This is a genomic window from Ideonella lacteola, assembly GCF_038066555.1.
Classification (GTDB): domain Bacteria; phylum Pseudomonadota; class Gammaproteobacteria; order Burkholderiales; family Burkholderiaceae_C; genus Ideonella; species Ideonella lacteola.
Map to the genome: position 1 here is coordinate 21,221 of NZ_JBBUTG010000036.1, position 14,883 is coordinate 36,103.

Consider the following 14,883-nt stretch of genomic DNA (forward strand, 5'->3'; position numbering starts at 1 on the left):
GATGATCAGCAAGACGGGCGCTCCAGGGCGCCCGTCCTTCTTTCTGGCCCCCGTTTGCTTGCACGGGCGCTCGGATTCGCCTTCGGTACGACCGAAGCGCTCACAATGGCGCTCATGAAACGCCTTCTTGCACTGAATCTGCTGGCCGCCGCCTTCGCCATGGCGGGTGCCGCTCGCGCGGAGCCCATCGGCGAGGTCGACACCGTCTTCAAACTGATCGGGCCCGACCACAAGATCGTGGTCGACGCCTACGACGACCCGGACGTCAAGGGCGTCACCTGCTACGTCTCGCGGGCCAAGACCGGCGGCGTGAAAGGCGCGCTCGGCCTGGCGGAAGACAAGGCCGAGGCCTCGATCGCCTGCCGCCAGACCGGGCCGATCTCGTTTCCCAAGCCGCTGAAGCAGCAGGACGAGATGTTCAACGAGCGGATCTCGCTCGTCTTCAAGCGGTTGCGGGTCGTGCGCATGGTCGATTCAGCCCGCAACACGCTGGTCTATCTGACCTACTCAGACCGCGTCATCGAAGGCTCGCCGCAAAACAGCGTGACCGCCGTGCCGGTCGACCGGGGCACGCCGATCCCGGTGCGTTGACGGGGGGGGCTGTCGGCCTGCCATCGCTCAGGCTGCCATCTCTCTGGGGGCCGTTCCCCGCAGCCCTGCCGGCGGCCCTCAGGCGACTTGGTGGGCGTCGGCGGGTTGGGTGTTCAGCCACCCCCGCAGCAACTCTGCCGTGAGCGCCTCGGGCTGGTGGAAGGCGTAGCCCTGGCCCCAATCGATGCCGAGGGCGCGCAGCATCGCGGCGACGCGGTCGTTCTCGACGCATTCGGCGACGATGGGCTTGTTGAGCAGGCGGCCCATCTCGGCCATCGAGCGCACCATGCCGCTGTGGACGTCGTCGGTGTCCATGTCGCGCACGAACATGCCGTCGATCTTGATCGAATCGAAGGGCAGGCGCCGCAGGTAGGTGAATGAGGCGAAGCCGCTGCCGAAGTCGTCGAGCGAGAAGCGGCAGCCCAGGTCACGCAGCTTCTGCATGAAGGTGCTGGCGCTTTGCAGGTTGGTGATGGCCTCGGTCTCGGTGATCTCGAAACACAGCAGGCGGCCCGGCACGCCGGAGTTGGCCAGCAGCTCGGCGATGTGGTCGCACAGGCTGGCGTCGCGGATGGTGATGGCCGAGAGGTTCACCGCGATCTGGCCGATGCGGTCGTGCAGGTCGGGTACCTGGCTCAGCAACTCGACGGCCTGGCCGATCATCCAGCGGTCGATGTCGGTGACCAAGTGGAAGCGCTCGGCCGGTGCGATGAAGTGGGCCGGCATCAACAGCTTCTGGCGGATCGGGTCCCACAGCCGGGCCAGCGTCTCGATGTGCAGGCGGCGCGGCTCGCCGGGCACGTTGCGCAGGGGCTCCAGCCGCTGGCCATACATGCGCAGTCGGTTCTGCTTCAGGGCATCGAACAGCACCAGCGCCCAGTTGATCGTCTCGCGCTGGGGGTCGGGGTTGCTGCGCTTGGGGTCGTAGATGCAGATCGAACCGCGGCCCTCGCGCTTGGCGTGGTACGCAGCCTCGTCGGCCATCAGCATCAGTTGGTCGAATGAGACGATGTCGCGCTGGATGCGCACCACCGCGATCGAGGCGGCGAGCCGGAACTCACGCTCTTCCCACTGGAACTCGAACTCACCGATGACGCGGTGGATCTGGCGCGCCAACGCGGCCCCGCCTTCTTCCGTCTGATCTTCGCTGACGATCGCGAACTTGTCGCCACCCAGCCGCGCGAAGAAGTCTGAGCGTTGCAGCACGCCGCCCACCAGCTCGGCAAACTGTCGCAGCAGCTCGTCGCCGGCGACGCAGCCGCAGGTCTCGTTGACGAGGCGGAACTGGTCGATGTCGATCAGCAGGAACACCGCCTGTCCGGGCTGGCGCTGCAGCCGGGCGAGCATCTCAGAGACATGGGCGTCGAGCGCGCCCCGGTTGTACTGCCGGGTCACGAAATCGTGCGTGGCCAGGTAGTTCAGGCGGTCCTGCATGTACCGCCGCTCGTTGATTTCGACGCGCAGCTGGCGGTTGGCGAGCGTCAGCTCGGCGGTGCGCTCGCGCACCCGCTCTTCGAGGCTGCGGTTGAGCTCGCGCAGGTCGTGCAGCAAGACTTGTCGCTCGATCTGGTGACGCACCCGGGCGAGCACCTCGTCGGCATTGATCGGCTTGGTGATGTAGTCGCTGCCGCCCACCGCGAAACCGGTGCTGATGTCGTCGGTGCGGGCGGTGCAGAAGATGACCGGGATCTCGGCCAGCGCGATGTCGGCTTTCAGCCGCCGGCACACTTCGAATCCGTCCATGCCGGGCATCATCACGTCCAGCAGGATCAGGTCGGGGTGGCGGCGGGCCACCAACTCCAGCGCGCGCGGCCCGTTGGTGGCCACCATCAGCTCACACCCCATGCCCTCGAGCACGGCGCTCAGCACATCGATGTTTTCAGGCGTGTCGTCGACGATGAGGACGGTGAGCTTGATTCCGGTCACTGCTGGAGCGATCAAGGTGCCGTGGAAATCCCAGTGTATGACAGGCGGACCACGGACGGCCAAGGTTTTCGGGCATGTCCGAGCGTGCTTATGCCGCAGGTCATGCGGCTGAATCGGCTGGGGTGAGGAATTCCCGGATGTCGTCCTCCAGGCTCTGGAAATCGTAACGGCGGGCTGAGTCTTCCCAGGCGCGACGCCGGGCGGCACCCACCTGCGCCGGCGAGATCCCGGCCAACAGGGCCTTGACCTGGTTGAGGTCTCCGGCCGCCGCCGCCGCCGACAGCTCGTTCAGGCGAGACAGGGTCTCGCCGTCGAGTGCATCGGCCGACGCCGGAGGCTCAGCCTCGCCGCCTGCCGTCAGATCACCGCCGGGCTGGGAATCGGCATCGGCGAGCGGCGCGGGTGCCTCTTCCACGAAGCGCACCCCAGCATGCAGGGCCAGCATCCGGTAGATCTCACGGAAGGGGTAGGGCTTGGGCACGAAATCCTGGAAGCCGATCTCGATGTAGAAGCGGCGCTCATGCTCCAGGCTGGACGCGGTGACGGCGATGACCGGGAGTTCGGCAGTCTTGGCGGCCCCCCGCAGGGCGTGGATCATCTCCACGCCGGTCAGCCGAGGCATGCGGATATCGCTGAACACGATGTCGAAGTTGTGCCGATGGCAGGCCTCCAGGCCGGCCTGGCCGTCCTCGGCCTGCTCGACTTCGCAGCCGGTGTCTCGCAAGACCTTCACCAGCAGGTCGCGGCTGTCGGTGTCGTCTTCTACGACCAGGGCCCGGCACGGTGTCGAGGGGTCGAGCCGGGCGACCTGCACCACGGCCTGGGCCGCGCCGGGCTCGGCATCCACCGCGGGCAGGGGCAGCGTCAACCGGGCATGTGTGCCCACGCCTGGCGTGCTGGTGAGTTCCAGGTCGCCCCCCATGGCGCGGGTGATGTCGCGCGACAGCACCAGCCCGAGGCCCGAGCCCCCCTTGGCGCGGCCCGCCTCGCCCTGGATGAACGGCGCGAACAGCTGATCCAGCTCGGCGGCGGTCATGCCAGGGCCGCTGTCGTCGACTTCGACCTGCAGCGTGTCACCGTCGCGCCAGGCGCGCAGCCGGATGCTGCCGCGCTCGGTGAACTTCAGCGCATTGCCAAGCAGGTTGATGACCACCTGGCCGATCTTCGTTCGGTCGCCGTGCACCATGGACGGCGCCCGCAGGCCGGTCAGATCGGCTTGCCACGCCAGGCCTTTGGCAGCCACGCGGCCGGCAAAGAGCTGGGCGATGTCTTGCAGCTCGCGATGCAGGTCGAAGGTCTGCATCATCAGATTCACCTTGCCGGACTCGATCTTGGCCAGGTCCAGCACGTCGTTGATGAGGCCCAGCAGGCGGTTGCCGGCCGAGAGGATGACCTCCAGCCGCTGGTGGGCGCTTCCGGGCAACTGGCGATCGGAGAGCAACACCTGGGTGAAGCCGAGCACCGCATTGAGGGGTGTTCGGATCTCGTGGCTCATGTTGGCCAGGAACATCGATTTGGCCCGATTGGCCGATTCGGCCCGCTGGCGGGCTTCGCGCAGCTCGTCTTCCACCTGCCGCTGGGTGGTGACATCGCTGACCAGGCTGGCCATGAACAGCGGGTGCCCCAGGTCGTCCTTCAGCATGAAGTGCGATTGATCGAACACCCGGGCGGGCTGATCGTCGCGCGCTTCGATGCGCCATTCCCCTTCCCAGTGGCCCTGGGTCTTGAGGGCGGGCAGCACCTCGTGGGCGAAGAGGTGGCCGAACTTCGGGCCCAGGTAGTCCTGCAGGCTGCGCTGCGAGCTCGGGGTCCAGTCGAGATCTCCCAGCATCTCACGCAGGGCGGGGTTCAGATAGACGGTGGCGCCATCCAGCGCTGAGATGGCCAGCCCCTGGTGGGCGCTCTCGGCCAGCCAGTGGAACATCTGCAGCTGCCGTTCGGCACGTTGGCGCTCGGCCACCTCGCCACGCAGCGTCTCGTTGCTGTGGGCCAGTTCGCGGGTGCGCTCTTCGACCTGTGTTTCCAACGCCTGGCGCTGGTCGCGCACCAGGGTGTCGTGCTTGCGCCGGGCCACCATGAAGCCGGCCAACAGCGCCGTCGAGGCCAGCCCCGCCGCGAGCACGGCCAGTTGCAGCCAGCCCGGCTTGGGCATCAGCTGGGCCCAGGCCGGCTGCATCAGCAAGGTCCAACGCCGGTCCGCCACCCGGAGTGGCATCTCGTGATGAACGCCGCTGCTCAGCTGCGGTCTGGCCAGATCGCGCTCTGCCTGATCGCGTGCCTCCAGGTTTCCGCCGGCGCGCCACTCCAGGGCATGGGCGGTCGGGGTGTCCGGGTCGTACAGCAGCAGATGGTGGCCTTCGATGCCCATCTGCGCCACCGCGGCGCGCAGCAACTGCCCCACATCGATGGTGGCCGCCACCATGCCGCGCACGCCCGGCGGCTTGGCCTGCACCCCGCGCAAGCCCATGCCGGCCAGCGGCGCATACAGCACCTGCACCAGATCGCCGGTGGCCGTTTGCGCCACCGAATGCAGGGGCAACGAGGCGGAGATTTGGCCGCTTTCGCGGGCCCTGTCGATCGCGGCGCCGCGCTGCGGATCGGCCAGGTGATCGACGCCCACCAGGGCATCGTTGCCCGCCTCAGGATCCGTCCAGAGCACCGGGAAATACTCCGGGCGCAGCCCGGCCGGCACGACCGTGTCGCGGGGGCTCATCTCCCGCAGCGACAGGCCACCATTGCTGGCCTCGAAGGCATCGCGGTCGAAGATCGTCACCTGCGGCAGGTAGGCGAAATGCTTCTGCCACGGGCTTCGCAGCAGCATCGGGCCCGAAACGGCTCGGAACTCGGCGGGCTCCACCTCGGACTTGTAGAACATGCGCTGCAGGATCTCGAGGTCACGCACCGCCATGTCGATGTGGTTTTGCAGGGCCATCGCCAGGCGGGTGCCGTCAGACCGGAAGCGCTCGATGTGCACATCGCGCTCCATCACGCCCACCGACAGCGTGGCGAACATCGTGAGCCCCAGGCCCAGACAGATGATCGGGAAGGCCTGAGACACGGCCCGCTGCGCGTGGAACGCCGGGTGCAGCAACAGCAGCAGCAAGGGGGCGAACACCAGCATGCCGGTGAGGTCGCCCACCCACCAGGTCAGCCACCCGAAGAAGGCGTCCTTCGGGGTCATCACGCCGAACGAATACAGGGTGGCCTGGCCCACGGTGGCACCGATCAGGCAGCAGGCCGCCACCGCCAGAGCGAAGTGAAGCGTCTGCCGCACCGGTTGGGCCTCGATGCGATCGGGCAGATGCCTGACCAGGTGGGCGGCCAGCGCAGCCTGAACCATCGAGCCGCTGGCCACCAGCATCGAGCTGAGCAGGGTGGGGCCACCCCATCCGAGCGATGGGCCGATCAGGGTAAAAAAGTTGGTCAGCACGGCGCCCAGCATCAGGCCGGGGAAGGTGCGGGCGCCACCCAGCATGAGCGCCGCCAGCACGATGCCAGCAGGGGGCCAGATGGCGTTGATGGTGAGCGGCCCGATCGCCATCGCGCTACCCAACTGGGCCGTCAGGTAGTAGGCCAGCGCCAAGCCGGTATTCACCACCAGCAGGCGCATACCGGGCGAGAGCGACGGGAGAAAGCGTTCGATCATCCAGGCCGCCGGGCCGTGACGCGGCCCACTGGCGGCTGATGATAGACGCCTATGAGCCGTCGCGCCCCATTTGTCTGAGCTTGTTCAGCCAACCGGTGGCCGCCGCCGGCTTCAACTCACCCGCGCCACCGATGAGGGTGTGGTCGATGGGGGCGATGCCCACGAACCCCAGGATGTTGCGCTCAAGCGACTTCAGGCTGTGCGCGCGGAAGTACCAGCGATACACCGCGGCAGGCATGCCCATCGTCACGACCACGCGGGCCGAACGCCCCTTCAGGCCCTTGTGGGCGAAGGGGTTGCCGCCTTCGCCCTTGAAGGCAAAGCCTGGCCGCGCCACCTGCTCGAGAAAGCCTTTGAGCAGGGCCGGCATGTCGCCCATCCACAAAGGAAACAGCAACACGAGGTGCTGCGCCCACTCGATATCGGCCTGGGCGGGCATCAAGTTTGCCGGTGTCGGGCCGACCGCCCAATCGGCCGGGCTGCGCAGCAGGGGGAAGTCCAGTTGGGCGACATCCAGCATGCGCACCTCGTGGCCGGCCGACAGGGCACCTTCACGATAGGCTTGGGCGAGGGCATGGCAAAGATGCGGTGTATGGGAGTCAGGATGACCCTGAACGATCAGAATGTGGCGAGACATGGCGATCAGCAGGTGGTGGCAGACGAGGGCGTCGGCAGCGCCGCTGGGCGACTATCCCCGCTCCCGCCCCGCCTGGCTTTGATGGCGGACAAGCGGCGCGGCCTCATGCGTCTGCGGGGGCGGGCGATGCGCCGTTGGGCGCTGGCCTGCTGGCTGGGCTGCGAGACCGCCGCGGCCTACGCGCAAGAGACGCTCCCCGAGCCCGCCGCCGAAGTGGCGGAATCGGCCCGCACCACCGTGCGCTCGATGGCGGTGTGGTTGGCCCGGGGGGTGGACAGTTGGTTTGGCGACCGGCCGTTCGAAGACGGGGGCAAGGTCAGCGACGGCCGGTTGAGCACCGCCCTGATGCTGCGGCAGCACGACAACCCGGACCTGGACGTGCGATTCAACGCGCGCTTCCGGCTGCCCAACGTGGAAGAGCGGCTTTACGCCTTCATCGGGCGCGACGACGAGCGCGACCTGATCACCGACCGCCCCGGCGCCTTCTCACGCCAGGATCGCTTGCTGGAAGACACCCGCGACCGCGACTTTTTCGCGGGCCTGGGCCGTTCGCTCACCGATTCCATCGACCTCCGAGTGGGTGTGCGGGGCGGGCTGAACCTGTTTGCCCAAGCCCGCTATCGGCATGACTGGCTGATCGGCGACGACGATCGCGCAGACTTTCGCCAGACGGTGTTCTGGTCGCTCGAAGACCACCTGGGATCGACCACTGCCTTCTCTTACGAGCACGCCTTCTCGCCCGTGTGGGCCGCGCGATGGCTGAATTCGGCCACCATCACCCAGGCGTCGAAGCATGTGGAATGGTCGACCCTCTTGGGCGCTTACCGCTCGTTCGGTGATGAGCGGCTGCTGGCGCTGGAATCACTGGCCACCGGGGAGGCCGGCTCTGGCATCGGCCCGAGCGACTATGGTGTTCAGGTGCGCTGGGAGCAGCCCATCCATGAAGACTGGTTGATCGGCGGCGTGGTGTTGGGCCATTTCTGGCCCCGCGAAGACGAAGACAGCCCACGAGAGCGCGCGTGGGGCGTGGGCGTCAACCTGAAGCTGCGGTTCTGACGCCAGCCTTCACCCGGACCAGGCCTTGGGCCGGGCCGGGCTGATGGTTACGCGCCGGCTTGCCGAGCTGCGTGCGCGGCCGCTGCATCGATCGATTCGCGCAGTTCCTCGTACCCATGGTGAGCCTTGAACTGCGGAAACTGCTGGGCGATGGCCGACGGCGGATGAATCAGGAAGCCCGCATCGGCGGCGCCGAGCATGCCCGTGTCGTTGTACGAATCGCCCGCCGCGAACACCTGGAAATTCAGCCCCTTCAGCGCCTGGACGGCGTGGCGCTTCTGATCAGGCTGGCGCAGCCGGTAGTCACGCACGAAGCCGGCTTCGTCGACCAGCAGGCGATGGCAGAACAGCGTGGGGCGCCCCAACTGGCGCATCAACGGGTCGGCAAACTCGTAAAAAGTGTCCGACAGGATGATCACCTGGTAGCGCTCGCGTAGGCTGTCGAGAAAGGCCTTGGCGCCAGGTAACGGGCTCATCCCCGAGATCACGCCCTGGATATCTGCCAGCTTCAAGCCATGCTGCTCGAGCAGTTGGATCCTGAAGCGCATCAGCTTGTCGTAGTCAGGCTCGTCGCGTGTCGTGCGTGAGAACTCGGCGATGCCGGTGCGCTGAGAAAACTCGATCCAGATCTCTGGAACCAGCACGCCTTCGAGATCAAGACAAACGATTTGCATGGGGAACACGCTCCGAAGTTTCAGCGGGCAGGATGCTAACGACTGCGTCGCACAGTGCGCTGACGAGTTGCCGCAGGTGCGCTGATCGGCCCAGGGGCCAAAGAGGCCAAAGGGGCCCAGGGGCCGATGGGTTGCACCACTACGTGTTTTCGTACTGACCTGGCGCCACCATCCCCCAGAATCACGGCTGCTGGGCGCTCAAGCGCGGTAGATCGCGCGTTCCAATGCGCCAGCGCCTGCCAGCCAGGACACGACAGCCAAAACGAGCAGCCCCATGCCACAGCCAGCCGTTTTCGTCATCGACATGCTCAACGATTGCTTTGTGCACGCCGATTTGAAACAGTTGCGCGCGGCGCTGTGTTCATCCATCAACGAATTGACGGCGCTGGCCCGCGCCGGTGGCCATCCCGTGGTCTGGGTGCGCCAGGAGTTCGAGCCCGACCTGAGCGACGCCACGATCGACATGAAGGCCCAGGGCATTCGCATGTTCATCAAGGGCACCAAAGGACCTGACATCCTGGATGAACTGACGCGGTCTGAAAGCGACATCGAGATCGTCAAGAAGCGGTACAGCATCTTTTTCGGCACCGGTCTGGATCAGCTCTTGCACCAACTGGACATCCACCTGATCATTCTGGCCGGCGTGAACACGCACGCCTGCATACGCACCGCCGCCGTCGACGCTTACCAACGTGACCTGCCTGTCCAGATCGTTCGTGAGTGCGTGGCCTCGAAGGACACGCACCACCACGACGTTTCCATGAACTACATGAATGGCGGCATCGCCACCGTGACCACGTTGGCGCAGCTGCGGCACCAATGGGCACCGGCGCTCGGTGCGTGAGGCGCTCGCAGATGAAGTGGCCATGCAGGTGTTGAGTCTCTGACTTTTCTGGAACCGGGAGAACGCCATGTCTGAACCCACACTGTTCGAAGCGGTCGGCGGTGCCGACGGTGTTCTCAGGCTGGCTGCTGCCTGGCATGAGCGGGTCATGCGGGATGACGTGGTGTCGCACGCGTTCAGCCATGGCTTTCACCCTCGGCATACCGAACGGTTGGCAGCCTACTGGGGCGAAGCCTGGGGTGGGCCGCCGGACTACACCGAAAAGTACGGTACGGAATCCGGCGTCGTTCGCATGCACAGCGGAAACGGCATTCACGAAGACATGGACCAACGTGCCATCCGGTGCTTCGAACTGGCGCTGGAGGACGTCGGTTTGCGAGAGCCCCGGCTGCGAGAGGCGCTCAACGCCTACTTCGTTTGGACCACCACCACCACGATGGCGGCCTACCCCGAGCGGGGGAGCACCGTGCCCGACCATCTGCCACTGCCGAAGTGGTCGTGGAGCGGGCTCCAGGGATGATGCGTCGTCCACCTCGGCATGCTGTGCATGCGTAGGCCGTCACCACACCCAGCCACTGAATCAACCTACTGAATTCGCATGCTCGACCCCCTTCGCTTTCCAGTACCCGAGTCGTTCGAAACCGATCGACTGTTGTTGCGCCCATTCCTGGAGTCCGATGCGCCCGATCTCCACGAGGCCCTGGCCGAGTCGGTGGACGAGCTTCGGGCGAACCTGTGGTTCTTGCCGTGGGTGGCCGAGGAGCAGACGCTCGAATCTGCCGGGGTGCGCTGCCGCAGGGCGCGGGCCAACTTTCTGTTGCGCACCGATCTGCCTTACCTGGTGTTCGACAAGGCCCAGGGGCGGCTCGTGGCTTCGGTGGGGCTGCACCGAACCGATTGGACCCTGCCGAAGACCGAGGTGGGGTATTGGGTCCGCTCGACGGAGACGGGAAAGGGCTATGCCTCGGAGGCCGTCTCGGTGCTGACCGCCTGGGCGCTGTCCGGCCTGGGGGCTCAACGGGTCGAGCTGGTCACCGACGAGCTCAACACCGGCTCTCGCGGGGTGGCTGAACGGTGCGGTTTTGCATTGGAAGGCATCTTGCGCAGCACCATGCGCTCGCCCGATGGCCGGTTGCGCAACTCCTGTGTCTACGCGCGGTGTCCGCCGGCCCGTTGACACCGCTTCAGGCGCCGGGGTGTGTCAAGGCCGAGGCGCCCCGTCGAGAGGGCAAGCCCGGGCATTGACGGGCGGTGCGGTCGTGTCAAATGCCAGGCGCCCAGGTGGGCGTGCATCTCGACATGGAGGAAGCTTCGGTGGGCAAGACTCGGATGGAAGCGTTCAGCGATGGCGTCCTCGCGATCATCATCACGATCATGGTGCTTGAGCTGAAGGTGCCCCATGGCGCCACGTTGGAGACACTGGTGCCCCTGGTCCCTGTGTTCTTCAGCTATGTGCTGAGCTTCTTGTATGTCGGCATCTACTGGAACAACCACCATCACATGCTGCATGCGTGCTCGAAGGTGACCGGGGGTGTGCTGTGGGCGAATCTCCATCTGTTGTTCTGGCTCTCGCTGTTGCCGTTTGCCACTGGATGGATGGGAGAGAACCACTTCGCCACCATTCCCAGCGCGATGTACGGCCTGGTCTTGCTGGCCGCGGGCGTGGCGTATTGGATCCTTCAGCAAACGATCATTGCGTCGCAGGGCGAGCATTCGAAACTGCGGCAGGCCGTTGGGTCGGACTGGAAAGGCAAGCTGTCGCCGCTGCTCTACCTCCTGGGCATTGCGATCACTTTCTTCGACGCCACGCTGGCCCAGGTTGTCTATGTGGCCGTCGCCCTGCTCTGGTTGATACCGGATCGACGTATCGAGCGCACCGTGCACGGCGAGGCCTGACCCTGGCGGACGCTCTGGATCATCCCGGCGAAGTCTGGCGGCCGCCCGATGGCGTCTTCAGACCTTGCGCAGCACCTTGGAGGCCCTTCGATGGCAGCACCGAAAACCCAACCCACGTCGGCCAGTGTGCAGGGCTACCTGGCGGCGATCACCGACGACACCCGCCGGGCCGATTGCGAGGCCCTGGCCCAACTGATGGCCAGTGTGACGAAGCAGCCGGCCGCCATGTGGGGCACCTCCATCGTGGGCTTCGGTGTTCACCGGTATGCGTTGGCGGGAGGGAAGCAGGGCGAGATCTGCGCCGTTGGCTTTTCATCGCGCAAGGGCGATATCTCCATCTATGGCGTCGTCGGCGAGGACGCTGACGCGGAGCTGCTGGCCCGGCTGGGCAAGCACAAGCTGGGCAAAGGCTGCTTGTACGTGGGAAAGCTGGCTGACATCGACACGACCGTGTTGAAGTCTCTGATCGCCAAGGCCGCGAAGGCCAAGCTGTCGTAGCGACCGCTAAAACGGCGTGGCGGGCGTGGCGGGCGGCCGGTTACAGCCGGAATGACGCCACCGTGGACGAAAGGACGCGGGCTTGATGCGCCAGGCTTTGCGCCGCAGCCGCACCTTCTTCCACCAAGGCTGAGTTCTGCTGGGTCACGCGGTCCATCTCCGAGACCGCTTGGTTGACCTGCCCGATTCCGGTGCTCTGCTCGCCAACAGCGGTAGAGATCTGAGTGATCAGTGCGGCCACCGTGTCTACCTGTTGCACGATCTCATCGATCGCCTGGCCGGCCATGGCCACCTGGCGGCCACCGTTGTCGATGCGTTCTACCGACTCGGCGATCAAGGACTTGATCTCCTTGGCCGCCACGGCGCTGCGTTGCGCCAGTTGCCTGACCTCCGTGGCCACCACGGCAAAGCCTCGGCCTTGCTCACCGGCTCGCGCTGCTTCAACCGCCGCGTTCAGGGCCAGGATGTTCGTTTGGAATGCGATGCCGTCGATCACCCCGGTGATGTCTGCGATGCGCCGGCTTGAGGCCGTGATGCCGTCCATCGTCTGGACCACGCCCCCCACCACGTCACCGCCTTTGCGGGCCGCCTCGCTGGCGCGTTGCGCGACATCTCGTGCCTGCCCCGCGCCCTCGGCGCTCAATCGCACCGTGGTGGCGATTTGTTCCATGGAGCTGGCGGTCTCTTCAAGGCTGCTCGCGGTTTGCTCAGTTCTCTGCGACAGATCAAGGTTGCCGGCGGCGATCTGCCCCGATGCGGTCGTGACCGAGTCCACGCCGTTGCGCACATCGCGCACGATGCGCTGCAGGGAGTTCTGCATGTCCGCCAAGGCTTCTTGGAGGTCGGTCGCCTCGTCTCGCCCCAGCGGCTCAACCCGGTTGGTGAGGTTGCCGTTGCGGATTTCGTTCGCCAGCACAATGGCCCCGTCCAGCGGTTGGGTGACAGAGCGAGTGATGGTCCACGCCAGGCCAGCGGCGATGAGCGCCGCGCCCACCACGATGCCCACCACCAACCCTTGCGTTCGCTTGTATCGGGCGTCTGACGCTTCATTGACCTCTTTGGCCACCCGCAGTTGAAGATCGACCAGCTCCGTGATCTTGGAGCTGATGGGGTCAATCGTGGTGTACAGCGGACCGTCGTAGGTGTCGAGTCCCCCGCGCACCAAGCCATCCATTCCCATCAGCGCTCGCTGCACGTCATCCACCGCGGCGTTGGCTGGGCCGAACAAGGCCTGGGCCTCCTTGGCCAATCGCGACTCTTCTTCAGTGAGCTCCGTGGCCAGATAGGCGCGCCAGGCCTTGTCAATGGTTTCACGGGCATCGCGCATATGCCGCGCTGCTTCCTTCGCATTCAGCAACCCGGCATTGGCTTTGTTGACGCTGTCGATGACGTCGACGGCGTAGGCATCAGCGATCTGCTTGAGTTGCTGCAAAGGAACAACCCGGTCGTGGTAGACGGTGTCCGCACCAGCCTGTACGGCCCCCAGGCTGTGCAGCGCCACCGCGCCGAGCAGCACCAGCAATGAGATCAGCAGGGCGAACCCTGCACCAAGACGGGCGCCAATGCGCACTGAGCGGATGTCCATGAGAGCCCCCTGACTGGTTGATCACCGCTGATCAAACCCTGGGGAGTATGAAGGGGCTGATCCGGTGGACAAAGCCGGAATAGGGGGGCTGCCATGCCGCATTCTTCAGCGGCCATCGCGTGCGGTGGCGTCTGCTGCTCCCTGGCCATGGGCGGCGCAGGCAGCGTTCGATGGGTATCGGCGTGTGCCGAAGATAACGTGGGTGACGTCTGCGGCGGCCCCATTTCCGCACCGCATGAACCGAACTAATCTTTGTGCCGCCGAGATTTCATTTGTCGAGAGACAAATTTGAAGTTGAAATCCGCCACTTTGACGAAGCACAGCGTCAACAACGGCCACTGGGCAAATCAAGCGCCATTCGAACACCGCATGAATTGCTTACACGAATGGAGGCTGTGCATTCTGTTGGCCGCCGTGGGTTTCGGTCTGGATCCGTCCAAAGGCACGGTCGAGAGTTTGCTGCTGGCTCCGATATTCGAGGAAATCGTCTTTCGTGAGGGCCTGCATGCCTGGTGGCGACGGCAGACATCTGCCCATGTTGCCGTCTGTGGCGTTGCGGCGGTTTTTTCGTCAATGCACTGGCTCTGGGCCTCTCCATACGCCGCGTCGTGGATGGCTCCGGCCACCTTTTTCCCAGCGGTTTGGATTGGCTACGTGTATGAAAAAACCAGAAGCGTCTCAACATGCAGCGCATGGCATTCATTCTTCAATTTCGTGTGGCGCTTCGGTGCCATGCCCCTCCTTCAACAGAATTGAGATGAGACCGGCTCTGGCAGCTCGATTCAGAAGTATTTGCCTTTTCTTTCTGTCCGCGCTCATGCTTTTTTCAGCCGGCGTGAGGGAGGCGTGCGGCGCAGATCCGCTCATGGGCAGCGGCAAATATCTGGCGCATTGCTCCAGCTGCCATTCAGTCGCCTCCACGGCCTACACAGACCGCGGCCGCAACCATCCACCACTGATATCGAGCGCCATCCGCGATGTCAGTTCGATGAAGGACCTGTCATCGCTGTCTGCCGCGGATCTGGAAGACATCGCCGCATATCTTGGCAATGCCCCTGGCTCCCTCAGTTTTGCCCCAACGATCGTGGGAGAGAGCAGCACGAGCCAGACGGTGACCGTGCGTGCCAGTGGAACCGCCACGCTGACGAGCCTGGCCGCCAGCGTGAGCGGCGATTTCTCGCGCAGCGGCGGCACCTGCGGCACGACCTTGTCGGCCAGCGGCAGCTGCACGATCACGGTCGTGTTCTCGCCGACGGCGGCGGGCAGCCGCACCGGCAGCCTGAGCATCACCCACAGCGGCCTGACCACGGCGGTGCCCATCGCACTGTCGGGCACCGGGGCCGCGGCCCCCGAGCCGACCATCTCGCTGAACGCGAGCAGCCTGGCCTTCGGCAGCCAGACCGTCAACACTACCAGCAGCGCCAAGACGCTGACCGTGAGCAACACCGGCAACGCGGCGCTGAACTTCAGCGCCATCACGCTCGGTGGCAGCGCCGCGGCCGACTACGCGGCCACCGGCGGCTGCGCGGT

14 protein-coding genes are annotated in these 14,883 nt (G+C 65.5%); 9 read left to right on the forward strand and 5 right to left on the reverse strand.

The features are described from left to right. Positions 1-114 precede the first annotated feature (114 nt). Positions 115-591, forward strand: coding sequence for a CreA family protein (locus AACH06_RS28705; protein ID WP_341429249.1), 477 nt, complete (start codon positions 115-117; stop codon positions 589-591). A gap of 78 nt (positions 592-669) precedes the next feature. Here the strand turns inward: AACH06_RS28705 and AACH06_RS28710 are convergent, their stop codons facing one another. From AACH06_RS28710 to AACH06_RS28720, 3 genes are all read right to left on the reverse strand, one after another. Beyond that, on the reverse strand, positions 670-2,517 hold the full coding sequence (locus AACH06_RS28710) for an EAL domain-containing response regulator (RefSeq protein ID WP_341429250.1): 1,848 nt from the start codon (positions 2,515-2,517) through the stop codon (positions 670-672). A gap of 100 nt (positions 2,518-2,617) precedes the next feature. Further along, complete coding sequence (locus AACH06_RS28715) at positions 2,618-6,163, reverse strand: ATP-binding protein (protein WP_341429251.1); 3,546 nt, start codon at positions 6,161-6,163, stop codon at positions 2,618-2,620. Positions 6,164-6,212: 49 nt separating this feature from the next. Next, a complete protein-coding gene (locus AACH06_RS28720; protein ID WP_341429252.1) occupies positions 6,213-6,800 on the reverse strand; it encodes an NAD(P)H-dependent oxidoreductase in 588 nt (195 codons plus the stop codon). A 126-nt stretch (positions 6,801-6,926) separates the two neighbouring features. On the opposite strand from AACH06_RS28720, the gene AACH06_RS28725 reads away from it, so the two are divergent. Beyond that, the gene (locus AACH06_RS28725) at positions 6,927-7,856 is read left to right on the forward strand and encodes a hypothetical protein (RefSeq protein ID WP_341429253.1); all 930 of its coding nucleotides are present in this window, start codon (positions 6,927-6,929) and stop codon (positions 7,854-7,856) included. A gap of 47 nt (positions 7,857-7,903) precedes the next feature. Here the strand turns inward: AACH06_RS28725 and thrH are convergent, their stop codons facing one another. Beyond that, positions 7,904-8,530 carry a bifunctional phosphoserine phosphatase/homoserine phosphotransferase ThrH gene (gene thrH, locus AACH06_RS28730; RefSeq protein WP_341429254.1) on the reverse strand — a complete coding sequence of 209 codons (627 nt, stop codon included), beginning with the start codon at positions 8,528-8,530 and terminating at the stop codon, positions 7,904-7,906. 274 nt (positions 8,531-8,804) lie between these two features. On the opposite strand from thrH, the gene AACH06_RS28735 reads away from it, so the two are divergent. The 5 genes from AACH06_RS28735 to AACH06_RS28755 all read left to right on the forward strand — a co-directional run bounded on the left by AACH06_RS28735 (position 8,805) and on the right by AACH06_RS28755 (position 11,768). After that, on the forward strand, positions 8,805-9,374 hold the full coding sequence (locus AACH06_RS28735) for a cysteine hydrolase family protein (RefSeq protein ID WP_341429255.1): 570 nt from the start codon (positions 8,805-8,807) through the stop codon (positions 9,372-9,374). A 67-nt stretch (positions 9,375-9,441) separates the two neighbouring features. Further along, positions 9,442-9,894 carry a group II truncated hemoglobin gene (locus tag AACH06_RS28740; RefSeq protein WP_341429256.1) on the forward strand — a complete coding sequence of 151 codons (453 nt, stop codon included), beginning with the start codon at positions 9,442-9,444 and terminating at the stop codon, positions 9,892-9,894. A gap of 78 nt (positions 9,895-9,972) precedes the next feature. Then, complete coding sequence (locus AACH06_RS28745; RefSeq protein ID WP_341429257.1) at positions 9,973-10,551, forward strand: GNAT family N-acetyltransferase; 579 nt, start codon at positions 9,973-9,975, stop codon at positions 10,549-10,551. Positions 10,552-10,688: 137 nt separating this feature from the next. Beyond that, positions 10,689-11,270 carry a TMEM175 family protein gene (locus tag AACH06_RS28750; protein WP_341429263.1) on the forward strand — a complete coding sequence of 194 codons (582 nt, stop codon included), beginning with the start codon at positions 10,689-10,691 and terminating at the stop codon, positions 11,268-11,270. A 90-nt stretch (positions 11,271-11,360) separates the two neighbouring features. After that, positions 11,361-11,768 (forward strand): DUF1801 domain-containing protein, encoded by a 408-nt coding sequence (locus AACH06_RS28755; protein ID WP_341429258.1) that lies wholly within the window; start codon positions 11,361-11,363, stop codon positions 11,766-11,768. A 40-nt stretch (positions 11,769-11,808) separates the two neighbouring features. Here AACH06_RS28755 and AACH06_RS28760 read toward each other — a convergent pair whose 3' ends face one another. Continuing rightward, entirely contained in the window at positions 11,809-13,353 is a 1,545-nt protein-coding gene (locus AACH06_RS28760; RefSeq protein WP_341429259.1) for a methyl-accepting chemotaxis protein, read from the reverse strand. Between the two features lie 288 nt (positions 13,354-13,641). Here AACH06_RS28760 and AACH06_RS28765 point away from each other — a divergent pair, with 288 nt between their 5' ends. Together AACH06_RS28765 and AACH06_RS28770 are read left to right on the forward strand one after the other, a co-directional pair. Further along, positions 13,642-14,109 (forward strand): CPBP family intramembrane glutamic endopeptidase, encoded by a 468-nt coding sequence (locus AACH06_RS28765; RefSeq protein WP_341429260.1) that lies wholly within the window; start codon positions 13,642-13,644, stop codon positions 14,107-14,109. Positions 14,110-14,341: 232 nt separating this feature from the next. After that, a partial coding sequence (locus AACH06_RS28770) for a choice-of-anchor D domain-containing protein (protein WP_341429261.1) occupies positions 14,342-14,883 on the forward strand: 542 nt, incomplete at its 3' end.